Consider the following 26,035-nt stretch of genomic DNA (forward strand, 5'->3'; position numbering starts at 1 on the left):
TAACCTCATTCCGCTTGTTTCATTGCCTTTCGATAGCTTCTTGGCGATTGCTGCTCCATTTTCTTAAAGACCTTAGTAAAATAGCTTGGATCAGAAAAACCTACCGCTTCACTGATCGCAGTGATGGATTCATTGGTTGTTCGTAATCTTTCTTTTGCATATTTAATCCTTACTTTGTTTAAATACTCACTAAAACCTTCCTGATGATGCCTAGTAAAATAACTAGAAAGGTAAGAGGGATTGAAATGAAACTGATCTGCCAATGTTTGTAATGTCAAACGTTGATGATAGTATGTCTCGATATAGTCCAGAATCAATTGAAAATGAGAAGCAGCATGCTCCTCCTCATCTGGCAGCTGCTGTTCCACTTCTGATATAAACTCCTCCAAGATATCCATTACTTCTTGAATATGAAAGGCGTCTGTGATTCTGGTCAGGTATTGATATTTTTGTTCTTCAAATCCTTTAGCAGTTAACGCCATATTGCTCAGTAAAACCACGATATTAAAAATAATATTCTCCAACCAAGATTTAAAGGCAAAGATCTCCATTTCCCGCTGTTGCTGTAATAGTTGGATATGTTTGCGTAAATAATGAATTGCCTTCTCAAACTGTTTTTGTTTAAAGAGATCGATAAAATGATTTAAATCAAAATCCTCTTGTACAGCTTCTTTAGCTGGCAGTTGTCCATATTGGAGCCATTTCTGATCAGGTAAATAAAAATGATCCTTTTCCATTTCAGCGAATTGCTCTTGGCAGATTCCTGCCAACTGATCTAGGCTGGTAAATGGTGTACTGATCATCCATTTTTGCTGGTTATGATTGGTGTCAAAATAATCTATCGTTTGCAATAGTGCTTGCTGCATAGCCGGCCATTGTTCCTTGGTGAAATTGATAAGCGCCAAACAATGGTCATGATCATTAGATAGATCGATAATTTCACAAGCTGAAAAGGATGTGGTTAGGATTTGTTCAAAAGGATGATAGCTGATATGGTGTGTCACCCCTTTTTTCCAGAAGATCTTAATTAATACGAAGTGATCAAATGAAAAATGTTTTTTTACTGTTTCCATTTCACGAATGGTTTGGTAACCGTCGATTATTTTACGCAATATTTCCTGAATCGAGACGGCTGGCTGTTCGTTGTCTATATGGGCCAGTTTTTTTGTAATTCCTTGCAGTGTATGTAAGAGATCATCTGACTGCAGCTTTGGCTTGAGGATGTAATCCGCTACGCCATATTGGAAGGCCTGTTTCACATATTCGAAATCTTCAAAACTGCTCAGGACAATAATCTCTATTTGAGGATGGTGTTCTTTCAGATATTTTACTAATTCCACTCCGTTTAGTTCAGGCATAACAATATCACTAATTACAATATGCGGCTGTCGTTCAGTGATCAGTTTAATCGCTTCTTTCCCATTAGAAGCTTCCCCGACAATTTGAAAGCCCTCTTGTTCCCAATCCAAATAATTAATAATGCCGCGACGAATGAGCAGTTCATCATCGACAACTAAAACTTTGTAAAATGATTTCATATATGTCTAACCTCCTTGTGAATAGTGTTTGATTAATACTTTAACAGAATTCTTTGAAAGAATGAAAGTTATTCAATGGACGGAACAGCTGTAAGAAAATATGTACGATCAATAGATAGAGGTATGATAATTGCTGTATTCCACTACAACATGGAGTGTGATATATTTATGTCGATACTAAAGCAGAAAGCTGTCTAATCTTGTCTATATCTTGCTAGGAAGAAGGGAGTTTTTATGAAAAAAATAATAACCGCTTTCAATAAGCTGTTAGTCTATCAAAAAATGATTGTTATTTTTGCTGTATTGCTGTTATTTTTCTATATTGTCAGTCTGATGTTTACTAATTATGGGAAACAGAGCATTGAGGAGCAATACCATGAATCAGTGATCTCCAAGGTGGATTTTTATGGGGAATTATTAGGGGAACATATTTCCTTTATTAGAACACGGCAGTTGCAGCTTTTTGCTGATTCGGACGTGGAAAAGCTCAATTTTCTTGGCGGTTTTGCAACAACCTATGAGGAAGTGGAATTGGTGCGCGGAATTAAAGAGGAATTATATATGATCAACAACTCTAGTGAACTGGTGACCAATAACGGCATCTATTTGAAATCGTATGGGGAAGTAGTGCCAATTAATAATGTTTCCTCCCAATATCAGCGGATAGAATGGGATAATGTCATTATGGAAGTGCATGATAACAACGATACGGCTTTGCAATTTATAGATGATCAGCTCTATATCATTGCTTCTGATATGAGTAAAGAGATCATTTCGTATATTCAATTATCCGAGGAACAGTTAATTCATAAATTAGCGGCTATTATTGAAGGAAAGCAAGATGCCGGTGTATTTCTCGTTGACCATGTTACCGGTAAAATAATTACCAGCCCAAATGCAAATCAAGCTTTGATTGATGAAATCATGGAAAGCCCAGGGAATACAGATCAATCCACGAATGAATCTGCTGAGCATGAGGTCAAGACAAAAAATATCCGAGACAATCCATATGAAATTACGACTAGCGATCTGCCATTCTTGAATATGACGTTATACACCTATGTGAACAGTAATGAAATGACAGAGCAGCTGTCAGCATTAGAGAGTGGTTTTTTGATCTTGACAATTGTCTCCTTCCTCTTGTTTATTTTGTTTGCCTGGCTGGTAAACCAGATGATCCATAAGCCTTTAAATAAGCTGGTGGAGTTATTTCAATATCATCAAGAAAATATCCGAGAACAAATTAATCCTGCGCGAATTGATGGGGAATTCGCTTATTTATACTACAAATTTAATGAAATGACCGACCGGCTCAATCAATCGATTAAGGAAAATTACCAGCAAAAATTGGAGCTGCAGAACTCAGAATTAAAGCAGCTGCAGTCTCAGATTAATCCCCATTTTTTATATAACAGCTTTTATAATATTTATCGTTTGAGTAAGATGAACAATCTGGAGCAAGTGGCCACCTTGTCGCAAAAATTAGCGAGTTATTATCAATTTATTACGAAGAGCGGAAAGGATGACGTGCCATTTGAACAGGAATACAGGCATGCATTAGATTATTGTACGATTCAAAAGATTAGGTTTTCCAATCGGATTCACTTTTACGCCCCAGAGTTAACGGAGCAGATGCAAGACATTGCAGTACCACGCCTGCTTATCCAGCCGATTATCGAGAACGCGTTTGAACATGCATTTGAACATGCGGAGCTAGGAATTATTAATATCCGAGTACAATACGATCGGAAAGAATTGACGATTACGATTGAGGATAACGGTGATCAGCTTACAGATGAGAGGTTAGAGGACATGCAGCAGAGATTGCTAGCCCCAGAGCAGGAGTTAGAAAAGACAGGTATATTTAATGTCTGTTCTCGCTTGAAATTGAAAAATGCAGCCAATGGAGTGTTTGCAAGCCGAAGCCATATGGGCGGCTTAAAAATAGTCATGAAAATTCATGGGAACGGTTAACCCCGAGAGAAAGAAAAAGGAGGAAAAGACACATGTATCGATTGTTAATTGTAGATGATGAACCCATTATTGTGGATGGATTAATCCAACTTTTTGTGGAGCAAGAGGAACTGCATGTTGATCTTTATTCAGCATATTCAGTGAAAGCGGCGATGGCACAAGCTGTCAAGGTGAAGATAGATATACTGATTACCGATATGAGAATGCCAGAAAAGAACGGTCTAAGACTTGTCGATGAATTGCAAGCTCTTTGGCCGCAATGCCGCATTATTTTTTTATCGGGATATGATACCTTTGACTATGTGTATGATGCCGTCAAACGAAATATTGATAGTTATATTTTAAAGACAGAGAGCGATGATGTGTTGCTGCAAGCCGTACAAAAATCGATTACCAAGATAGAGGAAGAGAGATCACTGCACCATTTAATCGAATCAAGCAAGCGTCAGTATGACTTGATGATCCCTTATGCCAAAAGGGATCTATTAGAGATGGCGGTGAAAGGGGAGTATTCATTAGACCATTGGAATCACTCGATGATTGATAAATCCATCTTTACTATTCATCTAAATGAGCCCTGGCTGACGATTGCCGCCAAAATAGAGGAGCAAGGATTAACTAAAGCTAATCGTAGCAGACAGCAATGCTTGTATTATTTGCAGCATTTATTTCAGCATGAATTACATGAGCAATTAGCGGTAGAATATGTCACGGTAGATCAGCTTGCTGTTTGGTTTGTCCAGCCTAAACAGCTGCAAGGTGTGTTTTATGAGCAGGAACAGCCTCAATGGTTAGTTATTAAAGAATATCTGAAAGGTTTTTTAGAGAATGGACAGGAAAATTGCTATCGGCTTACACAAATGACGATCTCCTTTGTTCTTAGTGAACACCCGTCAAATCTTGATGATGTGAGTGAGGATTTTGCCCAAGTTGATGAAACCATCAAAATGATGTCTTATTTCAGCGGTGAAATGATGATCGTTGACCTCAGCGAGGAGAATCCTTTTCTGAAAGGGAAACTAGCTTCCTCTAAAACTCCTACTTGGAAAAATGACTTACATATACTGGAAAGCATGATTATAGAAGGGGATTACCGCCAGGCAATGGATATTATTGATCGTTTATTCGAGGGATTATTTCATGTACCAGAATATTCTAAAATAGAAGTGACGGAATTTTTGTATGCCATCTCCCATTTGCTGCTGGGCTTTTTGCATCATAAAGATTTGTACCATTTTGTAGGTAAGGATAATGACGCCTTTATGCAGGAAGTGATGGGGAAAATCCCGATTATACTAGACTCAAAAGAGAAGATTGCTTATTTGACAGAAAAGATTTGCGCCTATCAATTAATGAACAAGAAGGAAGGGAAAAATAACATCATTACCTTTGTAAATAAGTATATCAAGGAGCATATTGCCGGTGATCTGTCACTGGTAGCTATCGCAAAGGCGGTCCATTTTAATCCTTCTTATCTGTCGCGCTTTTATAAGGAGCAGTCAGGGACCAATATCTCTGATTATATTAATCAATTAAAACTTCACAAGGCAGAATATTATTTGAGTGAAACGGATCTGTTTATTCAAGATATTGCTTGTAAACTTGGGTTTAGTTCGCCATCTTATTTTACGATGTTTTTTAGAAAATATAAGAACCAATCGCCACAAGATTATCGGGAGCAGTATTTAAGGAGTAAATAGAGTATAAGGATGTAAAGATATTCTTATTGAAAGCGTTTCCATACAAATGTAACATAAGCACATAGATAAATAAATTTTGGAAAGTTGGTGTAAAGATGAAAAAGAAACAAAGTCTATTATTTCTTTTCTTGATGGTAATTGGTCTTATATTAGCTGCCTGTAATCAGGAGGAGAGTAGCGGGGGTTCTGAACAGAACACGGACAGCGGTGATAAGGATCCTTTGGGGAAATATGAGGAGACAGTGACATTTACCCAAGTATTGGGGCATGGCCAGCCGGAAGATCCAAACACCAAACAAGGGGTTACACCACAAACGAATGGCTATGTGACAAAACTAAAAGACATGCTTAATATTGATATTCAGTATGATTGGACAGTACCTACCGAACAATTTGAACAGAAATTCTCGTTATCAATTGCTTCAGGTGATTTGCCGGATGTAATGACAGTTGATATGCAACAGTTTGAACGATTTAAGAACCAGGGCATTCTTGCCGATTTAACGGATGTTTACAATGATTATGCCTCTGATGAAATTAAAAGCTATAACGAATTTGATGATGGCAAAACATTAGAATTATTTAAACAAGACGGACAGCTATTAGGTATTCCAAGTTTTGAAGACCCTTACATGTCTGCCCAATTTCTATGGATACGTAAGGATTGGCTCGATCATTTAGGGCTTGATGAACCAACAAGTTTGGAGGAATTAGAAGAGGTAGCCCAAGCCTTTGTGGATGAAGACCCTGATGGTAATGGCCAAAATGATACCTATGGTATTGCTTTAAATCAAGAACTTATTTCTTGGGGATTCGATGCCAGAGGATTGTTCTACACAATGGGAGCCTATCCAAAGGCGTGGATCAATGACGGCAGTGGTCAGTTAGTGCCGGGAGAAACATTGCCAGAAACAAAAGAAGCTTTGGAATTAATGAGTAATTGGTACCAGACAGGGATTATAGATAAGGAATTTGGTTTAAAAGACATTGAACAGGCAATCGAGGATATTGTGTCTGGCAAGGTTGGCATTACTTTTGGAGAATGGTGGTACCCTAATCATCCGTTGAATACGTCTAAAGATCAAAACCCTGAGGCAGATTGGATTCCACTAGAATTACCGACTTATCAAGGAGAAGAGTCTAAGACATTGATACCATCCTTAAGGCTGGGGCATGTGGTGGTGGTGAATAAGGAATTTGAACATCCAGAAGCGGCTATCAAAGCCATCAATTTCTATCCAGAAATGAGTAAACCAGATTATGCTGATGAAGTGAGTGCAGAGAATGGTTATGTCTATAACTGGTATCAGCCAAAAGTATACCAGCCGGATGACTTTATGCAAGCCTATGAAGAAGTAAACCAAGCAATCGAAGAAGGTGTTGAAGAAATTGATTCAACTCATTCCACATCTATCGATTTATTTAACGAAGCTCAAAAATATCTAGACGGGGATGAGTCAGCTTGGGGAATGTATTACAGCCGTGTTGCTCCAGATGGCGGTTGGGGCGTAGTGGAACGCATTCGAGAAAGCGGCAATGTTATTTACGATGAATTTGCAGGCGGTACCACACCAACGATGGTATCTAAAGGCAGTTCACTAGATAAATTGACGGACGAAACATTTGTCAAAATCATTATGGGAACAGAATCGATCGATGCATTTGATGATTATGTGAAAAGTTGGAACAGCCTCGGTGGTGAGGACATTACAGCCGAAGTTAATGAATGGTATCAAGAGAATCAATAGTTACCAAAGAAATCTTTTTAAGTGTTGATAGAAATGAAGGAGGGGGCGGTGACTCCCTCTTTCGTTTCACTAGAAAAGCAGTAATCTGTTGTGTGACCTCATGGATACAATCGGAAGAAAAAGTAATCTAGAGTCCATAAGAATGACGGACAAAAGAAGAGCAAATGTTGAAGAAATGTCCGTCATAACGAGAATGACGGACATAACACAAGTGGAAGGAATAAACCTGTCTGTCATCCTAGTCGTGATGAATAAAATATCGAGAAGACAGCTTGAAATGTCTGCCCTCCCACCGGGAAGAAGCTAATGTTTGCAAGATCTTAGTCATGAAAGGTGGTTATAAATGTGAAAAGAAATCCTTTTAAAAAAGAATTACCATTACATATTATGTTGCTGCCAGCACTTATCGTCACCCTGATTTATGCCTATGGGCCAATGTTCGGAATTGTGATGGCCTTTCAAGATTTTCAACCATATTTAGGTTTTTTTCAATCAGAATGGGTAGGGATGGACAATTTTGAATATATCTTCAATTTACCAGGTTTTGGTCAAGTAATCTATAATACATTGCTTATTGCTGTATCCAAAGTGATCTTAGGCTTGTTAGTTCCGCTTATTATTGCCTTATTGCTAAATGAAGTGAGGAAAATTTGGTTTTCCCGCCTCATTCAAACGAGTATATTTCTGCCTTACTTTCTATCATGGGCGGTACTAGGTGCTGTGGTTTTTGAATTATTTTCCTTAAATGGCCCAATCAATGCCATATTGACTTTTTTTCATATCGAACCGATTATGTTCCTGGGAAGTAATAACTGGTTCCGAACCATTATTATTGGTACCGATGTATGGCAAGGAATGGGCTATAATATGATTATTTTCTTGGCGGCAATTGTTGGTGTGAATCCCAGTCTGTACGAGGCTGCCAAAGTAGATGGAGCGACAAGGTGGAAGCAAGTATGGCATGTGACGCTTCCCGGTATATTACCAATTGTTATTTTCTACACTTAGTATCGGTGGAGTTCTTAATGCCGGTTTTGAACAAATTTTAATCTTGTATAATCCAACGGTGTATGAAGGTGCCGACATTATTGATACGTTCGTGTATCGGCTTGGTTTATTTGAACAGCAATATGCACCTGCAGCAGCAGTCGGGCTCTTTAAATCCGTTATATCTTTAGGGTTAGTTGGGCTTTCTTACTACTTGGCATATAAATTTACTGATTATCGTATCTTTTAATCTACTATCAAAATATAGGTAAGAGTTGATTTCGCATTCCACAGGCTGCTTAGTAAAGAAAAATTGACTCACCAGTGGAACGTGACTTTCTGAGCTGACATCTCACTGAAAATTCAACAGTAATGGGTTTTTTCTAAACAGAAATGGAGTGATCGCATGTTTTATAAAGAATCGCTGGGAGAAAAGGTGTTCAATGTTGCCAATATCATTTTTTTGACAGCAGTGACGTTAATGGGGATCTTGCCTTTCCTGCATTTGTTGGCGATTTCATTAAGTTCCAATAGTGCAGCGATGGCAGGAGAAGTCTATTTATGGCCGGTTAATTTTACTACTGTTTCTTATCAATACTTAGCAGAGAATGCCGAGTTCTTTGCTTCATTATGGGTAACCATTCAGAGAGTGTTCTTAGGGACTTTACTAAATATGCTCTTGATTATTTTTACGGCTTACCCCTTATCCAGAAGCAACAAACAGTTTCGTTTTCGGACAATTTATGTATGGTTTTTTGTCGTGACTATGTTCTTTGGTGGTGGCTTGATCCCTACCTATATGGTGGTTAGAGCTACTGGAATTCTTGATACACTGTGGGCATTGATCTTACCAGGCGCACTGAATGTGTTCTTTATGGTTATGTTATTAAACTTCTTTCGCAATATACCGAAGGAATTGGAGGAAGCGGCAATTGTGGATGGAGCAGGTCATTGGACGATGTTATTCAGAATCTTTTTGCCTATTTCTTTGCCTTCTATCGCCACTATCTTATTATTTACGATTGTGAATCATTGGAATTCTTGGTTTGATGGTATTTTATATATGAATTCACCAGCGAATTACCCTTTACAGTCTTATCTGTCTACCTTGGTTACGTCGATAAACGTGCAGGCGATTTCGGTAGAAGAATTAAGTATGCTACAACAAATGGGGGAGAAAACATTAAGAACAGCACAGATTTTTATGGGGATTCTGCCAGTGCTGCTGGTCTACCCATTTTTACAAAAATATTTTATTAAAGGAATTACAGTGGGAAGCGTGAAGGAGTAATAAGCAGCGATAAAAAGGAAGGTGCACATGGAAATCAAGCGAATAAAGATAGTGGACAGAGAAAAGCAGATGCCTCGTTCACTGAAATTAAAAGTTCCCTTCTCCGGGTACACAAGGAGAAGATTCCGAGCGAAAGCAATAACGAACAATGGAGAAGCCGTGTTATTATCCAATGTGATCTGGACACTATCTCCACAAGTTAAAGGAATGTCGATTGATCAAGATGGGCTTTTAACGATCACACCCACAGTGGAAGCAGGGACCTTTTATATCATTGCAAAATATGCCGAAGATTCTAACAAGTATGGCATCATGAAAATCAAGACAATCCCTGCTCAGGGGAGAGATATGCCGCCGAACCCGATAGAGAAAGAGGGATGGGAGTTATTTGCTCATGATGAATTTGATGCCGGGGCACTGAATCGCTCGATTTGGAGTGAACAATATTTGCGTAATTGGTCGGATGATGTCGGCTCTAAAGCAAATTATGTACTGGAGGATGATAAACTAATCGTGAAGGCAGATAGCGATTCCGATAAATGGAGTCCCTATGACTCGGCAGAGGTATCCAGCATTACTTCTTTTGAAAAAGCCTATCTGCACAGATTTGGTTCCAATAAAAATGAATTCAGCAGGATCATCCCGACTTTTGATGGCTTGGCAACAAAGTATGGTTATTTTGAAATACGGGCTAAGTTACCAAATACAGGTGATGGCAGTCATGTAGCTTGGTGGATGATTGGGGTACAGGATGATCAGAATATATTCCCATTTATAGAAGACCAAACAGTTACAGATCATCGTTCTTCCAATGAAACAGGAGAAGTAGATGTTATTGAGATTAGCCTGGATAATTTATCATTATGGAGGCCTGTCATGCATCCGAATGGCAGTACTGCCTTAGAATATTTGCATGTGCCTGAAACAAAATTACCATTTGATCCGGGGAATGAATTTCATATTTATGGATTTGAATGGGATGCCAACGGGACGAAATATTATGTTGATAATAAGCTGGTACAAGAGACAGATCGTACTTTTGATTATCGGATGATGACTTTTTTAGGTGTATATGCACAAGGCGGGATGGGGAAGGCAAATAACATTTTTCCTAAGGAATTTGTGATTGGTTATTTTAGAGTATATAAAAAGGATGCACCTCCAGTACCCAATGATATCCAGTTTGACTGTAAGTATCATGCCGTCAAGAAACCGACCGCTTCAACCAATACAACCTTTTCTATCACAGCAAATGTATTCGATCAATTTGATCAGCCATTAGAAAATATACCGCTGTTATGGCAATTTTCTGAGTCTATCTCTGGTGAGGAGATAAAGCCTGTTCCAGGTGCTGCTATTGATAGAGAAACAGGTAACATTACATTGACTAAGGATATAGCGGATATAGCGGATCTATTTGTGACGGCAAAGGTAGCTGCCAATCAACAGGTGAAAAAAGTTTGGCATCTAAGGGTATCGACAGAACCAGCAAAGCCGCATTTTATGGAGATACAACCTAAACAGAAGGTTATCGGAATCAAGGTACCTGAAGAGACAGCGATTTATCAAATGACATTTCAGGCAAATCTGATCGATCAATATGGCAGAATAGCAGATGGCTCATGTATTTGGCAGTTAGCAGATGGAACGGCCTTATTGGATGTGGCGGAGTTTGAAGGAGTGACCATCGATCGTGAGCAAGGTCTGTTAGAAGTATCTAGTGCAGCAACTGCTGGACAATATATCGTTGTTCAGGCAAGAACAACTATCCAAGCGAAAGACAGTGGAGATTGTTCCTTGGATAATGAAATATATGGTCACCAGCTAATCAAACTTGTATAATGGAAAAAAGATTGAAAGAGGGGGAATGTAACCGTGAACAAACTGACTTTTAATGAACAGTCCTTTTTGTTGAATGGGGAGGAAATAAGATTATTAAGTGCGGCCATGCACTATTTTAGAACGGTTCCGGAATATTGGGAAGACCGGCTGATTAAATTGAAAGAGTGTGGTTTTAATACCGTAGAAACCTATGTTGCCTGGAATATACATGAACCAGAAGAAGGTCAGTTTCACTTTGAGGGACTGGCAGATGTGGAACAGTTTATCCGGACAGCAGAGAAGGTAGGGCTGCATGTGATTGTGCGGCCAGGTCCGTATATATGTGCAGAATGGGAATTTGGCGGACTGCCGTATTGGTTAATGACCGTACCACAGATCAAGCTCCGTTGTTTCAATCAGCCCTATTTAGAAAAGGTGGATAACTATTTCGATGTGCTATTTGACAGACTTCGGCCTTTATTAGCTTCTAATGGCGGTCCAATTATAGCGATACAAGTAGAAAACGAATATGGCAGTTTTGGAAATGATCAAAGATATTTGCAATATATGCGTGATAGTATCCAAAGACGGATCGGCGATGAACTGCTTTTTACATCAGATGGACCAGAGCATGCGATGTTAAACGGCGGTATGATTGAAGGTGTATTGGAGACCGTCAACTTTGGCTCAAGGGCAGAAGAAGCTTTTCAGCAATTGAAGACGTATCAGCCGAACGGCCCTCTGATGTGTATGGAATTTTGGCATGGCTGGTTTGATCATTGGGGAGAAGAACATCATACTCGACCTGTAGCAAGTGTGATAGAGTCTTTAGAAGAAATCTTGCAAAATAACGGCTCTGTTAACTTCTATATGGCACATGGCGGCACTAATTTTGGTTTTTATAATGGTGCTAATCATCATGAAGAGGTCTATCAGCCAACGATTACCAGTTATGATTATGATGGATTGTTAACAGAATCAGGAGATCTGACGGAAAAATTTTATGCGGTGAGAAAGACGTTTGAGAAGTATGTAGAACTTCCAGAACTGAACTTGCCAGCCCCAACTGCTAAAAAATCTTATGGTGAGATTCATTTTCATGAGCGAGCGGCGTTATTAGATTCATTGGATTTATTAGCAGCTCCACAGCAAAGTGAAGCTCCGTTAACTATGGAAGCTTATCAGCAAGGGTACGGCTTTATTGTCTATCAGACACAGGTCAAAGGAGCCTATGGGAAGCAAGTGTTAACTGTACAGGATATCCATGATCGTGGTCAGGTTTATCTCAATGGTAAATATGCAGGGACGGTAGATCGGATGAGTGGTACATCACAATTAGAGGTGGATATAACCGAAGTAGAAACAAAGCTGTGCATTATTGTAGAGAATATGGGACGGGTTAATTATGGACCAGCCCTTGTAGACTACAAAGGTATTACAGAAGGTGTGCGGCTAAATAATCAATTTTTATTTGATTGGACGGTCTATCCGCTGCCTCTAACAGAAGTAAGCCACTTGCATTATACCAATCAATCAGCTGCCAATAATCATCCTTATTTCCATCGCGGTATATTGCATGTAGAGGAACGAGCAGATACCTTTATTGATATGTCCGGTTGGTCTAAGGGAGTTCTGTTTGTTAATGGTTATAATCTGGGCAGATACTGGGAGATAGGTCCGCAACACACATTATATCTGCCTGCTCCTCTCTTACAAGAAGGGGATAATGAGATTATTGTATTTGAATTACATCAACACCATGATGTTGTTTCATCTATCGATATCCCTAGATTAGGATAGAACGATCATAAAAAAACCAGTCTGGCCAGGCTGGTTTTTTATATGAATAAATATCAGTGCAACCCCGTATTTTACCACGTTTATCACTTAATAATTGGCTGTTCATTAATCAACAGAAAAGGACGTGCAAGTGTGAGCTTTTCTGAAAAGTTATGTTATTCAGCACTGCAAAATTCTTACCGCTAGAAGGCTGTCTTTATGCGAATTCCCCTTTTTTTATGGCAATTCGGGTGAACGCGTGGTAGGAAATAACCATGATAATATAGGTCACCATACTGCCGGAGAAAAAGAATAAGGTCGCTGGCAGCTGCAGCAGCAAATAAATGGAAAGAGCTGAGGCAATCACCATAATCATATTATGTAAGGGATGACTAATCATAATAAAGAAGGCATTTTTCCAAATTGTTAGAAGACGCAAATCATAATGAACATAAACAGGCAGCACATACAACATGATTAAACCAATCACACACATCGAAAAATAGACGGGGATTTTTACAGAATCATATATACCGCTGTCAATCACACTTAAGAGCAGCACATTAATATAAAAAATAAATCCGATCACATAGAAACAAACGCCTAATAAATTACTTCTGAAGAATTCCCTTTTATAAGTCTTCCAAAAAGACGAAAAAATTGGCTGATCTGTTTCCTTTCTCACCCATTGTCTTGTTATCGCAAACATGGCAATCGTAGCAGGAAACAGGCCGAGAATAATCCCGCCCAGCAAGGTAAACGCAATCCATAATACATTAAGATAAGCGAATCGTGTGATCCATTCTGTTATACCGACAAATGAATTTCGCATAATTACTCTCCTAAATGATATAGTATAGCTGTTATCATTGTGCTAACAGCCTGCAAATGCTTCACAAGCACAATCATAAACCTTCTTTATTATTTTACCATAACTCACAATAGGAATTAAAGCGCTATCAAAGTAAGGAATAAGGAGGGGAAAGTGCAAATTAGTTTACACGTGAAACCGCATACTTTCATCTAATGCTGCAATCAGATATACTAGAAATGATAGATATCTGAAGCCTTTTATCAGTGGGCTGGTGTTTTATCTCCACTAGGCTAGAAAATGTTTCGGGATGTTCGCGTTCGTTAATACCTTGCCAACGCTGGAAATCAGGATCTGACAGACGTTTACATCGGAATAAATTGGAAAGAGGAGGTCACATATGCAGTATCGTTCATTTGGTAAGACAGGTATGAAGATTAGTGAATTGAGCTTTGGCACTTGGGCCATTGGCGGCTCGTGGGGGAAGACAGATGACAAGGAAGCTTTAAATGGGCTGGCACGTGCGATAGATAAAGGCGTGAACTTCTTTGATACCGCCGATGTTTATGGGGATGGTCATAGTGAAGAACTACTGGCAAAGGCAACAAAAGGAAAAGAAGATCATATTTATATTGCGACCAAATTCTGCCGGGCAGGTGATATTCATGATCCGGCTAACTACTCTGAGGCTTCTGTGACAACATATGTAGAAAACAGCTTACGTCGTTTGCAGCGTGAACAGTTAGACCTGATTCAGATTCATTGTCCGCCAATTGAGATTTTGCGTGACGGCAGTGTGTTTGAGGTATTAGGTAAGCTGCAAGAGCAGGGAAAAATCCGTCATTATGGTGTGAGTGTAGAAACAGTCGAAGAGGGGCTGTTGGCGATGGAAAATCCAAATGTTGCTGCTTTGCAAGTTATCTTTAATATTTTTCGTCAAAAACCTATTGCAGAATTATTTCCGGTTGCCAAAGAAAAGCAGGTCGGCTTGTTGGCACGTGTTCCATTGGCAAGCGGATTGTTAACAGGTAAGTTTACGAAGGATCATAAGTTTGAAGGCAGTGACCACCGCGAATTCAATCAAAATGGAGAGGCTTTTAATGTTGGTGAAACCTTTGCTGGCCTGCCGTTTGCCAAAGGGGTAGAACTGAGTGAGAAGCTGAATTGGATTGCAGCAGACAGAGGTAATCTAACACGAGCGGCCTTACAGTGGATTTTAAGCTATGATGCGATCTCATCCGTTATCCCCGGGTTCAAAAACGTTAAACAGGTAGAGGATAACTTAGCGGCAGTGGAAGTTCCTCCATTTACAGAAGAAGAACTGCAACAATTGCACACATTTTATCAGGATGAGGTGCATGATTCGATTCGTGGTCCTTATTAATTCTTATGAAATATGCAAACACACAAACACTGGCTGTCCATGTTTGTGTGTTTTTTAAGGATTTGGAATCGATTAACAGACCTTCTCTGAGTGTGCTATACTTAATTAAGAGATTTAAGAAAGTAGGTACAAGTATGCAAAGAGGAAGCTTTCAATGGATGAAGTCCTTAAATAAATCGATTATTTTAAATAAAATTCGTATCGATGGCCCGATTTCCCGGGCGCAAATTGCTAAAGAAACCGAACTGACACCGCCAACAGTAGGAACGATGGTAAAGGAACTGTTAGCGCAAGGACTGATTAAGGAAAGTCAATTGGGCGCCTCTCAAGGCGGAAGAAAACCAACGATGCTTGTGTTACATGTGCAAGGTTTCCACATTATTGGCGTCGATGTGGGGCCGAGTCAGATTCGTTTTATTATTTCCGATTTAGCAGGAGAAATCGCTGATGAACTGCTTCAGGAAATCGATCCATCTATTGAGAATGAAGCCTTTTTGAAGATGTTAAAACAGGGGATTCAATTGCTGATGAATCAACATCCGAGCCTGCAATTCATTGGTATTGGTGTAGCTATGCATGGGGTGGTAGACGCTGAGCAAGGTATTTCCATTTTTGCCCCTAATTTAGACCTCCGCGATATTCCGATTAAGGAGACGCTCGAACAAAGCTTTGCTATGAATGTAAAAGTAGAAAACGATGCCAAGGCGTTAGCACTTGGTGAATCATGGTTCCAAGTAGGAACAGCAGAGAAAAGTATGATCGCGATAAATATTGGCCAAGGTATTGGGGCTGGTATGGTGATTGATGGCAAGTTATATCACGGGGAGCATGGTATTGCTGGAGAGATTGGTCATATGATGATTGATCTGCGCGGGAAAAAATGCAGCTGCGGCAATCATGGCTGTCTGCAGACGATTGCCTCAGGGCCTGCGATTGCAGACAGAGCTCAGGAATTGATCGATGCCGGCAATTCATCCATTTTGGCACAGCAACATATGCCGCTCACGGCAGAAATGGTCCATCAGGCGGCAGTTGCAGGTGATGAGTTGGCTAGGGCGATTCTTCATGAGGCCGGAACCTATTTAGGAATTGCATTAGCTAATCTTATTCATACGTTTAACCCTGGTTTCGTTATTATTGGCGGCGGAGTTGCGAAAGCAGGGTCTTACATTCTAGAACCTATTATGGAAGCAATGAAGTCACGTGTCATCTATGACAGAGCTCAAGATACAGTCGTTCAGTTATCGAAGCTGAGTGATTACGGCTCGTCACTTGGAGCTGTTGCTTTAGTGCTGAGTGAATTGTTTCAACCGGAAACTTAGTCGCTTTGAATAGGTGAGTAGCGTACTTGTTTAGGTCATTGCCCTCACAATGTATTCTGAGAGAAGCCCCTACCGCCAACTCCGCCATACGATATCTCATTTTATCGAGCTTTTTGAACAACCTCTATAAGAAAGTAGGGATAGAAGTGGATAAGAAAAAGCGATTCACTTTTTCTATTTCAGAAAATCCGCTGCCGTTATTTATTGAGAGTATTGGATACAATCCGCATGAATTGGACTTTAATCGGCCGGAGGGATATCCATACTACCATTGGCTGCAAACCATAGTGGGAAAAGGGTCTATCGAGATAGCCGGTCAAGCTTATCTATTGCCGCCTGGTTGTGGTGTTTTATTAACACCTTATACACCGCATAAATATTATTCTGACCATAAGGCAGATATACTTTGGCAGACTTATTACATCACGTTTACTGGTGTTGCTGTTGATCCGATCTTAAATGCCTTAGATATGAATTATTCTGCCTTTTATGAAGAAACGGCCAATATTTCGTTTACAGATCATATGGAAAGAATGCTGGACAAACTGGAAAGCTATGATGATCCGCATTACTTGTCACATGAAATATCCGTCGATCTGTACCAGTTCCTGATGCATTTAAATAAGTATGGGCAAATGAATAATAAACTATCTGTCTTGCAATCGTTTGAGAAGATTAGAGAGGTCGTGGAATGGTTAGAACAAGTTTACCCACAAGATATTGGCTTACTAGAAATGTCGAAAAAGGCAAAAGTCAGCTCACAGCATTTAAACAGTATGTTCCATGATACATTTGGGATCAGCCCTTATTCATTTTTAGTTCAATTACGCATTCGCGAGGCAAAACGGATTCTAATCACAGATACAGACCTATCTTTGAAAGAAATAGCGAAGCAAGTAGGATTTAACGGACTCAGTCATTTTGTGGCTACCTTTAAAAAGCGTGAAGGAATAACACCAAGTACCTATCGAAACCTGCATCAATCTTGATGCGGGTTTTGTTTTTTGAAACTAAGTTAGAATAATTTGATATATAAATGGATATGTAATCGCTTTATAATAAATATGTGGACATAATTAAATTAATTTATTAAGAGGAGGTCACATAGTTGATGAAGATAAAAAAAGTTTGGGGTTTGTTATTAGTGGTTGTCATCGCTGTTGCTTTGGCTGCCTGTGCACCTGAGCGAGAAGAGGTATCACAAGAAGAGAACCAATCTGAGGAGAAGCCAGAACAACTAAAGGTATGGGTCAACGATGAAGAAGAGGCAATTGAAGCTGCGGAAGAAATGTTTAGCAATTATACCGAAGAAACAGGTATAGAAATCATTTTAGAAAAGGTGCCGATGCCGGATCAGCTTCAGAAACTCAGCTTGGCTGGACCGACAGGGGATGGACCGGATTTATTCTTTCAGCCTCAGGACAGATTAGGGGATGTTATTGCTCAAGGATTAGCAGTTCCAGTGGAATATACAGAAGAAGAACTAACTGGGTATAGTGAGGCGGCAATAGAGGCTTTTACGTATGAAGGTGAACTATACGGCTCACCAGTCACTATTGATACGTATTTTGTTTATTATAACAAGAGTTTGGTTGATGCACCGCCTGAAACTATCGAAGAAGTGTATGAACTCTCACAAGAATTGACAGAGGCGGATAAGGATCAATATGGATTTTTAGTTTCACCAGAATTTTATTACTTATATTCGTTTATAAATGCATATGGCGGTTATATTTTCGGTGAAGAAGATGGTGTCTATGATACCTCTGATATTGGTTTAGATAATGCTGGTTCGATTGCTGGTTTAGAAGAGTATAAGAAGTTTATTGATGAAGGCATCTTACCGAAGAGCTTAACTGTTGATGTAATTGATGGCTTATTTACAGAAGGCAAGGTAGGGATGGCGATTAGCGGACCATGGAATATCCCTGTTTATCAGGAGGCGCTTGGTGAAGACTTAGCGACGGCTCCGCTGCCGAAAATAAATGGTGAAGTGGCACCTTCTTTTGTCGGGGTCAAGGCGTGGTTAGTATCTTCTTATTCAGAATATCCGGAATGGGCTATTGATTTAGCGAAATATATGACTAATGATGAAAATTCTCAGCTTTATTATGACTTAACAGGGGAGGTTCCGCCACGACCGGAAATTCTAGATAGCATTGAAGATCCTATTTATGATGGGTATACGGCTCAAATTCCTAACGGAACGTCAATGCCGAATATTCCTGAGATGTCCGTTGTATGGGATATGGATGATGCCATCGAGTTAATTGTCAATGGCGGTGATGTGGAAGACAATTTGCAAGATGTTGTAAACAATATAAAAGAAAAGATACAACTTTCAGAATAGCAGTTCATTAGAGTGAAAAGGCTCCCTTTTCACTCTAAATATAAATAAAGGATGATTGAAATGTCCAAGCATGATAATTCTTCTCACCATGTTCAGGGTAAGAAACACAATCCCAATATCGCAACAATACTGTCTATTATTTTTGCAGGGCTGGGCCAATTATATAATAGACGGTACTTGAAGGGGACCATTCTGATTTTATTGGAGGTAGCCTTTCTTATTACATGTGCCGATTTTATTAATTTAGGTTTGTGGGGAATCAGTACATTAGGAACTCTAGCTGGAGTAGATCATTCCATCTTTTTATTGGTATATGGCTTAATCTCACTGATTCTGCTTGTTTTTGTGGTTATTTTCTATGTTCTGAATGTGAAAGATGCCAGAAAGCAGGCGAAACTGATTGCACAGGGGTGGCAGCCGCCAAGTATAAGAGAGTCTATGAAAATCGCATACGATAAATCCTTTGTCTATCTATTGACAATACCAGGATTTATATTGCTAATTTTCTCTGTTTTGCTGCCTCTATTGTTTGCTGTTTCGTTGGCTTTTACCAATTATGATCTCTATAATTCACCGCCGAAAAACTTATTAGACTGGGTAGGGTTTGAAAACTTCGCGAAGTTAATTACAGCACCATTATGGAAGGATACTTTCGTAAGTGTCTTTGCATGGACAATTATTTGGACATTAGTGGCAACCACTTTTCAAATTGTATTGGGATTATTCTTGGCGTTATTAGCCAATGATCCAAGAGTTAAATTCAAGAAAGCAATTCGAACTATTTTGATTTTACCTTGGGCAGTACCAGGGTTTGTGTCGATCTTGATTTTTGCAGCAATGTTTAATAATGAATTCGGTACGATTAATCGTGATATTATTATTCCTCTGTTTGGAGGGGACGGGATTCCATGGCTGTCAGACCCATTCTACACGAGAATCGTTCTTATCCTGATTCAAACATGGTTAGGCTATCCCTTTGTATTTGCCTTATTTTCAGGTGTATTGCAAAGTGTATCAAAGGATTGGTATGAGGCAGCAGAAGTCGATGGGGCGACAAGATGGCAAAAATTTAAGAATATTACCTTGCCACATGTGTTATTTGCAACAGCTCCTTTATTAATTATTCAATATACGACCAATTTTAATAATTTCAATGTTATTTATCTATTCAATGAAGGTGGTCCTGCTGTTCAGGGACAGAATGCGGGTGGAACCGATATATTAATCTCTTGGGTATATAAGTTAACATTCGAAACGAATAATTACAGTATGGCTGCAGCGATTTCTTTAATTATCGGTATCTTGATTTCTATCTTTGCCATATTACAATTCCGCCGGACCAGTTCTTTTAAGCAGGAGGGTAAAATCTAATGAATGCCAAATTCAAATCAAACCTAGAAGTAGCAGGGATCTATCTTATTTTTGGTATCATGACTGTCATTATCGTCTACCCCATTATTTGGGCGATTGGCATGTCACTAAACTCTAGCACCAGTTTTTACTCATCTTCGATTATTCCAGAAAACTGGTCGCTGGTTCATTATAAATGGCTGTTTACAGATCCTCATAGTGATTATCTCAGCTGGTATAAGAATAGTATGATTGTATCTGGCGCAACGGCTGTCTTTTCTGTCGTAATGACATCTTTAGTCGCCTATGCTTTCTCAAGATATAATTTTGTCGGCAAGAAGTCAGGATTGTATACGTTCTTGATTTTGCAGATGTTTCCAGCGATGATGGCAATGGTTGCTTTGTATATATTACTAAATCTGGTTGGCTTACTAGATTCATTAACCGGATTAATTCTTATTTATGTCGGTGGGCAAATACCATTTAATGCTTGGCTGGTAAAGGGGTATTTAGATACTATTCCCCGTGAATTGGATGAGGCTGCTCGAATTGATGGTGCAGGGCATTTTACGGTATTTTTAAGGGTTATTATGCCTCTGGCAAAACCAATTCTAGCCGTAGTAGCTTTATTTAATTTTATGAATCCTTTATTCGATTTTCTTTTGCCGTCGATTGTACTGCAAAGTTCCGAAAATTATACCTTAGCATTGGGGTTATTTAATTTTATTAATGATCAATTTTCCAATAATTTCACTCGTTTTGCAGCTGGTGCCATTCTGATTGCAGCTCCGGTAGCGGTGTTGTATTTATTCCTGCAAAGATATTTAATATCTGGTTTGACCGCTGGCGGAACAAAAGGATAAAGCTATTCCGGTATAACAGCCTTTTGCGGGCAGTCTCACTTTATATTAATAAAAACAACTATAGGGGAAGGACATGATATTTTGAAACAAACATTTATAAAAGGTGTAGATATTTCCATTTTAGATGAGGTTGAAAGATATGGCGGTGAATTCTTTTTAGATTTTCAGAAAAAAGATTTATTCGATATATTAAAAGTGAAAGGGGTTAATACGGTCAGACTTCGGCTGTGGGTAAACCCATTTGATACACAAGGAAATCCATATTTAGGCGGAACCAATGATTTACCAACGACTCTTAAACTAGCAAAAAGGGCGAAGGCAAACGGAATGGCATTAATGCTTAATCTGCATTACAGCGATTTCTGGACAGACCCAAAAAAACAACAGAAACCAAAAGAATGGGCCGATTTAAGCGGGCAAGCACTGAAAAATAAAGTATATGACTACACAAAAGAGGTATTAGCCGTTTTTGACGGTGAAGGATTGAGGCCAGAATATATACAAATAGGGAATGAAATAACCAATGGCATGTTATGGCCGGATGGTAAAACACCAAAGTTCCAGTTTGAAGACAAGGAATTTGAAGCTTGGGAGGAACAGGAAAGAGAACAAGCATATGATCAATTGGCTGATTTATTGAAGGCTGGCATTGCAGCTGTAAGAGAAGACTATACTTCCGATCAGATGAAGATTATTTTACATCTCGATTTTGGCGGTGCCAATATATTATATCGAACTTGGTTTGATGAGATTTGTCAAAGAGATGTAGATTTCGACATTATTGGGTTGTCTTATTATCCATACTGGCATGGCAGTTTAGCAGACTTAGCGTTTAATTTAAGAGATACAGGTGATCGCTTTGGCAAGGATCTATTGATTGTAGAAACCGCTTATGCCTTTACCGATGAGGCACCTAAAGGAGAAGATAGTATTTTTAATAGGGAATTATCTGATATAGCAGGCTATCCTCCAACTGTGGACGGACAGCAAAGCTTCTTAATGGATCTAATGGCATTGGTAAAAGGCCTGCAAGCCGGTACTTATAGGGGTTTAGGAATTGTGTATTGGGAGCCTGCATGGCTGCCGGTTCAACACACAAGCTGGGCGAGTGAAGAAGGGATGAAATATGGTGATGACCTAGGCAATGCAGGAAATCATTGGGCCAATCAAGGTTTGTTTGACTTTGAAGGAAATGCTTTAGAATCGTTAAATGTCTTTAAGTTATTCTGAACAACATTTTAAAATATAGGAGGACATGATATGAGGAAAATAAGTATTTGCCTGTTGGCAGCAGTATTGTGGCTAGGATTCTTTGTTCCAGACAGTATGCTGAGCCTGAGAGAGATGAGCAATAACGTTTATGCTGCAAGTAATAGTGACTTTATTATGGGTGGCGATGTATCGATGCTGCATGAAGTGGAGGAACTTGGAGGTGCTTTTTATGAACAAGGTGTAGAAAAGGATGCTCTAGAAATTCTCAGTGCCAATGGAATGAATTATGTGCGGCTGCGATTATGGGTTGATCCTTATGATACACAAGGCAATCCTTACGGAGGCGGAACGAATGACCTGCAAACTGCCCTTTCTTTAGCAAAACGCGCTAAGGCACAAGGCATGGAAGTATTACTTAACTTGCATTACAGCGACTTCTGGGCAGATCCAGGTACACAGACCAAGCCCAAATCATGGCAGAACTTATCTTACAATGCATTGAAGAATGAAGTATATCAGTATTCCAAAGGGGTAATAGAAGCATTTAAGCAGGAAGGTGTACTGCCGAAAATGGTGCAAGTAGGGAATGAAACGACTTCAGGTATTTTATGGGACGATGGGAAAGTAGGAGCGGGTTATAATGACTTCACCCAGCTGGCAGAACTTTTCTCTGCAGGTATATCTGGGATACAGGATGCACTTAGCAGTGAAGAAGAGGTAGAAATAGTGTTGCACCTTGACCATGGAGGAGACAATCGTTTATATAGATGGTGGTTTGATGAAATCACTAATTTAGGGGTGGATTTTGATATTATTGGCTTGTCTTATTATCCGTTTTGGCACGGAACAATGGGGGAATTGCATTATAACATGAATGATATTAGTAACAGGTACAATAAAGATGTCATGATTGTGGAAACGGCATATGGCTTTACACTTGACGATGGTGATGGCTTAGGTAATTCTTTTTTTGAAGAGGAAGAAAGAATAGGTGGTTATCCAGCCTCCCCGCAAGGACAAATGGAGTTTATGAACGATTTACAAGAGATAGTGGAGGATATTCCTGATGGCAGAGGCAGGGGAATATTCTGGTGGGAACCTGCATGGATTCCGGTAGAAGGAGCAAATTGGGGCACGGAAGCAGGGAAGCTTTATAATGATGACCATGGTTTGTTATCCAATCCATGGGATAATCAAACATTGTTTGATTTTCATGGTAATGTTTTAGAGAGTGTGGCTGCTTTTCAATATAATACACCAGATAATTTGGTAAAAAATCATGACTTTGAAGTAGACGGCTGGACAAACACACCTACAGACTGGGGTGTGTGGACAGAAGCAGGCAGTTCAAAAGAAGCGGTATTTACCGAAAGTCCTGGAATTAATGGTGATTATAAATTGACGCACTGGAGTGATCAGGATTATACGGTTTCTACCTATCAAGTCATAGATGGACTGGAAGATGGCGACTATACCTTCTCTGCATGGGTATTAAACAGTGGTGGTCAAGATGATGTATATATCTACGCTAAAAACTTTGGCAGTAATGAATTACAACAGGCTTTACCAGTTAGTCCTGATCAGTGGGTGAAGATAGAGATCGATCATATTACTGTCACAAATGGCCAATGTGAAATCGGCATTATTTCTTATGCCAATGCAGGTAATTGGATGAATATAGATAATGTGAAGTTTTATAAAAATTAGCAGACACTAGAGAAAGCAAGGTGACCATATGAAATTCAAACCCATAAGCAGCAAGATACCAAAAATACTTCATGGAGCGGATTATAATCCCGAACAATGGGAAGATCGGCCAGATATATTGACGGAAGACATTCGTTTAATGAAGCAAGCCCGTTGTAATGTCATGTCTGTCGGCATTTTTTCATGGGCAAGGCTGGAACCGGAAGAAGGACAATTTAGCTTGGCGTGGCTCGATGCAATATTAGATCGTCTGCATCAAAATGGGATCTATGTCTTTTTGGCTACTCCCAGCGGTGCACGGCCGGCATGGATGTCGGAGCGATATCCGGAAGTTTTGCGTGTAGGTGCTAACCGGGTCCGCAATCTGCATGGGATGCGTCATAATCATTGTTATACCTCACCAGTTTATCGAGAAAAGGTGACGATCATGAATACGAAGCTGGCAGAACGCTATGCCAGCCATCCGGCTGTTATCGGCTGGCATATCTCCAATGAATACGGAGGGGAGTGCCACTGTCACTACTGTCAGGACGCTTTTCGCAACTGGCTGAAGCAAAAATATCAAACATTAACGGCCTTAAATAAGGCATGGTGGACCACTTTCTGGAGTCATACCTATACCAGCTGGTCGCAAGTAGAATCGCCTGCACCTCATGGGGAGACGATGGTGCATGGGCAAAACTTGGATTGGAAGCGATTTGTAACCGAGCAAACACTTGATTTTTACCGCCATGAAAGAAAACCATTGAAGGCGGTAAAGCCGGAATTGCCTGCTACAGCTAATTTTATGGAATTATTTGCAGGATTAGATTATGCAAAAATGGCAGACGATATCGATATCATTTCCTGGGATTCCTATCCAACTTGGCATGATCAGCAAGACACATCATATTTAGCTGCTTATACGGCAATGAATCATGATTGGTTCCGTTCCTTAAAGGATGGCCAGCCCTTCCTGTTAATGGAAAGCACGCCCAGTTTAACAAACTGGCAGCCAATCAGTAAGCTGAAAAAACCAGGTATGCATGTTTTATCTTCCTTACAGGCAGTTGCGCATGGTTCTGATTCGGTTCAGTATTTCCAATGGCGGAAAAGCAGGGGATCTAGTGAAAAATTCCATGGCGCTGTGGTTGATCATGCAGGACATGAACATACGCGTGTCTTTCAAGAAGTACAGCAACTAGGGAATCTGTTAGATCAATTGGATGAGATTGCCGGTACGACTGTAGCCGCCGAGGTGGCCGTTATTTTTGACACGGAGAACCGCTGGGCTGTCAATGATGCCCAAGGGCCGCGCAACCAAGGGATACATTATGAACGAACGGTAGTGGAGCATTATAAGGCCTTTTGGGAACAAGGGATTACTGTGGATGTGATTGACTCGGATAAGGATTTATCCAAGTATAAAGTCGTCGTGGCACCGATGTTATATATGGTGAAACCGGGAGTGGCAGAAAGAATCGAACAATTTGTCCAAGCTGGCGGTACATTTGTTGCTACGTATTGGTCAGGTATTGTTGATGAGCATGATCTCTGTTTCTTAGGCGGCTTCCCAGGCCCGTTACGAGAAACATTAGGGATTTGGTCAGAAGAAATAGATGGTCTCTATGATGAGGAAACCAAACAGATCATCTGTCGAGATGGAAATGACCTGCAGCTGATAGGCAGCTTTGAAGCCAAAGAATTATGTGATCTGATTCATGCCGAAACAGCGGAAGTGCTTGCCGAATATGCCAGCGACTTTTTTGCTGGCCGGCCGGCTTTAACTGTCAATCAGCAAGGCAAAGGAAAAGCTTATTATATTGCTTCCCGTAACGATGCAGCATTTCATCAAGAATTTTTCCGGAAATTAGCTGATCAAACCGGCTTAATACGAGCCACAGGTCATATCTTGCCAAAAGATGTAAGTGCCCAAATTCGTACAGATGGTACCAATGACTATCTGTTTCTCATGAATTTTTCGGATCGACCAAAAGAAGTCTTGTTAGAAGAAAGTGTTTATACAGACTTATTTTCCGGTGAACAAGTAACAAACAGCGTTCGATTAACTGGATTAGGTATCAGCCTTTTGAAGCGATAGTTTTAACCTCAAGTATTGGTCACAGTATGTGTAAAATAATACTCGAAAGTGATAAAAAATCCCCTAGCCAAAAAAGAGAAGGTACTCTATCATAAAATGTATGCTTTGCAGGGCATAA

17 protein-coding genes and 1 pseudogene are annotated in these 26,035 nt (G+C 39.8%); 16 read left to right on the forward strand and 2 right to left on the reverse strand.

The genetic code is table 11. The features are described from left to right. Nucleotides 1–5 precede the first annotated feature (5 nt). Nucleotides 6–1,538 (reverse strand): response regulator transcription factor, encoded by a 1,533-nt coding sequence (locus tag JOD18_RS20190; protein ID WP_204670933.1) that lies wholly within the window; start codon nt 1,536–1,538, stop codon nt 6–8. A 234-nt stretch (nt 1,539–1,772) separates the two neighbouring features. On the opposite strand from JOD18_RS20190, the gene JOD18_RS20195 reads away from it, so the two are divergent. The 7 genes and pseudogenes from JOD18_RS20195 to JOD18_RS20225 all read left to right on the forward strand — a co-directional run bounded on the left by JOD18_RS20195 (nt 1,773) and on the right by JOD18_RS20225 (nt 12,859). Next, nucleotides 1,773–3,512: a sensor histidine kinase gene (locus JOD18_RS20195; RefSeq protein ID WP_204670934.1), complete on the forward strand. Its 1,740-nt coding sequence runs from the start codon at nt 1,773–1,775 to the stop codon at nt 3,510–3,512. 32 nt (nt 3,513–3,544) lie between these two features. Beyond that, a complete protein-coding gene (locus JOD18_RS20200; protein WP_204670935.1) occupies nt 3,545–5,212 on the forward strand; it encodes a response regulator transcription factor in 1,668 nt (555 codons plus the stop codon). A gap of 95 nt (nt 5,213–5,307) precedes the next feature. Beyond that, nucleotides 5,308–6,960, forward strand: a complete 1,653-nt coding sequence (locus tag JOD18_RS20205) for an extracellular solute-binding protein (protein ID WP_204670936.1) — start codon at nt 5,308–5,310, stop codon at nt 6,958–6,960. 387 nt (nt 6,961–7,347) lie between these two features. Next, nucleotides 7,348–8,197, forward strand: a pseudogene (locus JOD18_RS20210) (ABC transporter permease). Between the two features lie 156 nt (nt 8,198–8,353). Then, a complete protein-coding gene (locus JOD18_RS20215) occupies nt 8,354–9,238 on the forward strand; it encodes a carbohydrate ABC transporter permease (RefSeq protein WP_204670937.1) in 885 nt (294 codons plus the stop codon). A gap of 27 nt (nt 9,239–9,265) precedes the next feature. Continuing rightward, nucleotides 9,266–11,080 carry a glycoside hydrolase family 16 protein gene (locus JOD18_RS20220; RefSeq protein WP_204670938.1) on the forward strand — a complete coding sequence of 605 codons (1,815 nt, stop codon included), beginning with the start codon at nt 9,266–9,268 and terminating at the stop codon, nt 11,078–11,080. Nucleotides 11,081–11,113: 33 nt separating this feature from the next. Next, nucleotides 11,114–12,859: a glycoside hydrolase family 35 protein gene (locus tag JOD18_RS20225; RefSeq protein ID WP_338029583.1), complete on the forward strand. Its 1,746-nt coding sequence runs from the start codon at nt 11,114–11,116 to the stop codon at nt 12,857–12,859. A gap of 196 nt (nt 12,860–13,055) precedes the next feature. On the opposite strand, the gene JOD18_RS20230 is transcribed toward JOD18_RS20225, so the two are convergent. Then, a complete protein-coding gene (locus tag JOD18_RS20230; protein ID WP_204670939.1) occupies nt 13,056–13,670 on the reverse strand; it encodes a YesL family protein in 615 nt (204 codons plus the stop codon). A gap of 379 nt (nt 13,671–14,049) precedes the next feature. On the opposite strand from JOD18_RS20230, the gene JOD18_RS20235 reads away from it, so the two are divergent. From JOD18_RS20235 to JOD18_RS20275, 9 genes are all read left to right on the forward strand, one after another. Next, nucleotides 14,050–15,033 carry an aldo/keto reductase gene (locus tag JOD18_RS20235; protein ID WP_204670940.1) on the forward strand — a complete coding sequence of 328 codons (984 nt, stop codon included), beginning with the start codon at nt 14,050–14,052 and terminating at the stop codon, nt 15,031–15,033. Nucleotides 15,034–15,167: 134 nt separating this feature from the next. Further along, entirely contained in the window at nt 15,168–16,355 is a 1,188-nt protein-coding gene (locus JOD18_RS20240) for an ROK family transcriptional regulator (RefSeq protein ID WP_204670941.1), read from the forward strand. 146 nt (nt 16,356–16,501) lie between these two features. Beyond that, nucleotides 16,502–17,344, forward strand: a complete 843-nt coding sequence (locus JOD18_RS20245) for a helix-turn-helix domain-containing protein (protein ID WP_204670942.1) — start codon at nt 16,502–16,504, stop codon at nt 17,342–17,344. Nucleotides 17,345–17,466: 122 nt separating this feature from the next. After that, nucleotides 17,467–18,705 carry a sugar ABC transporter substrate-binding protein gene (locus tag JOD18_RS20250; protein WP_204670951.1) on the forward strand — a complete coding sequence of 413 codons (1,239 nt, stop codon included), beginning with the start codon at nt 17,467–17,469 and terminating at the stop codon, nt 18,703–18,705. A gap of 60 nt (nt 18,706–18,765) precedes the next feature. Then, complete coding sequence (locus JOD18_RS20255; RefSeq protein WP_204670943.1) at nt 18,766–20,076, forward strand: carbohydrate ABC transporter permease; 1,311 nt, start codon at nt 18,766–18,768, stop codon at nt 20,074–20,076. Then, nucleotides 20,076–20,918 (forward strand): sugar ABC transporter permease, encoded by an 843-nt coding sequence (locus JOD18_RS20260; RefSeq protein ID WP_204670944.1) that lies wholly within the window; start codon nt 20,076–20,078, stop codon nt 20,916–20,918. The genes JOD18_RS20255 and JOD18_RS20260 overlap by 1 nt, the downstream gene beginning before the upstream one ends. Nucleotides 20,919–20,999: 81 nt before the next feature. Beyond that, nucleotides 21,000–22,148 carry a glycoside hydrolase family 53 protein gene (locus tag JOD18_RS20265; protein ID WP_204670945.1) on the forward strand — a complete coding sequence of 383 codons (1,149 nt, stop codon included), beginning with the start codon at nt 21,000–21,002 and terminating at the stop codon, nt 22,146–22,148. 30 nt (nt 22,149–22,178) lie between these two features. After that, complete coding sequence (locus JOD18_RS20270; RefSeq protein ID WP_204670946.1) at nt 22,179–23,837, forward strand: glycosyl hydrolase 53 family protein; 1,659 nt, start codon at nt 22,179–22,181, stop codon at nt 23,835–23,837. Nucleotides 23,838–23,865: 28 nt separating this feature from the next. Beyond that, on the forward strand, nt 23,866–25,917 hold the full coding sequence (locus tag JOD18_RS20275; protein WP_204670947.1) for a beta-galactosidase: 2,052 nt from the start codon (nt 23,866–23,868) through the stop codon (nt 25,915–25,917). Nucleotides 25,918–26,035 lie beyond the last annotated feature (118 nt).

The sequence above is a fragment of the Gracilibacillus alcaliphilus genome, from assembly GCF_016909015.1.
Lineage (GTDB): Bacteria > Bacillota > Bacilli > Bacillales > Amphibacillaceae > Gracilibacillus > Gracilibacillus alcaliphilus.

Coding starts and splice junctions, on each gene's coding strand:
- JOD18_RS20250 (WP_204670951.1), top strand. CDS start 17,467: ATGAAGATAAAAAAAGTTTGGGGTTTGTTATTAGTGGTTGTCATCGCT.
- JOD18_RS20270 (WP_204670946.1), top strand. CDS start 22,179: ATGAGGAAAATAAGTATTTGCCTGTTGGCAGCAGTATTGTGGCTAGGA.
- JOD18_RS20220 (WP_204670938.1), top strand. CDS start 9,266: ATGGAAATCAAGCGAATAAAGATAGTGGACAGAGAAAAGCAGATGCCT.
- JOD18_RS20190 (WP_204670933.1), bottom strand. CDS start 1,538: ATGAAATCATTTTACAAAGTTTTAGTTGTCGATGATGAACTGCTCATT.
- JOD18_RS20275 (WP_204670947.1), top strand. CDS start 23,866: ATGAAATTCAAACCCATAAGCAGCAAGATACCAAAAATACTTCATGGA.
- JOD18_RS20195 (WP_204670934.1), top strand. CDS start 1,773: ATGAAAAAAATAATAACCGCTTTCAATAAGCTGTTAGTCTATCAAAAA.
- JOD18_RS20230 (WP_204670939.1), bottom strand. CDS start 13,670: ATGCGAAATTCATTTGTCGGTATAACAGAATGGATCACACGATTCGCT.
- JOD18_RS20235 (WP_204670940.1), top strand. CDS start 14,050: ATGCAGTATCGTTCATTTGGTAAGACAGGTATGAAGATTAGTGAATTG.
- JOD18_RS20240 (WP_204670941.1), top strand. CDS start 15,168: ATGCAAAGAGGAAGCTTTCAATGGATGAAGTCCTTAAATAAATCGATT.
- JOD18_RS20200 (WP_204670935.1), top strand. CDS start 3,545: ATGTATCGATTGTTAATTGTAGATGATGAACCCATTATTGTGGATGGA.
- JOD18_RS20260 (WP_204670944.1), top strand. CDS start 20,076: ATGAATGCCAAATTCAAATCAAACCTAGAAGTAGCAGGGATCTATCTT.
- JOD18_RS20205 (WP_204670936.1), top strand. CDS start 5,308: ATGAAAAAGAAACAAAGTCTATTATTTCTTTTCTTGATGGTAATTGGT.
- JOD18_RS20215 (WP_204670937.1), top strand. CDS start 8,354: ATGTTTTATAAAGAATCGCTGGGAGAAAAGGTGTTCAATGTTGCCAAT.
- JOD18_RS20255 (WP_204670943.1), top strand. CDS start 18,766: ATGTCCAAGCATGATAATTCTTCTCACCATGTTCAGGGTAAGAAACAC.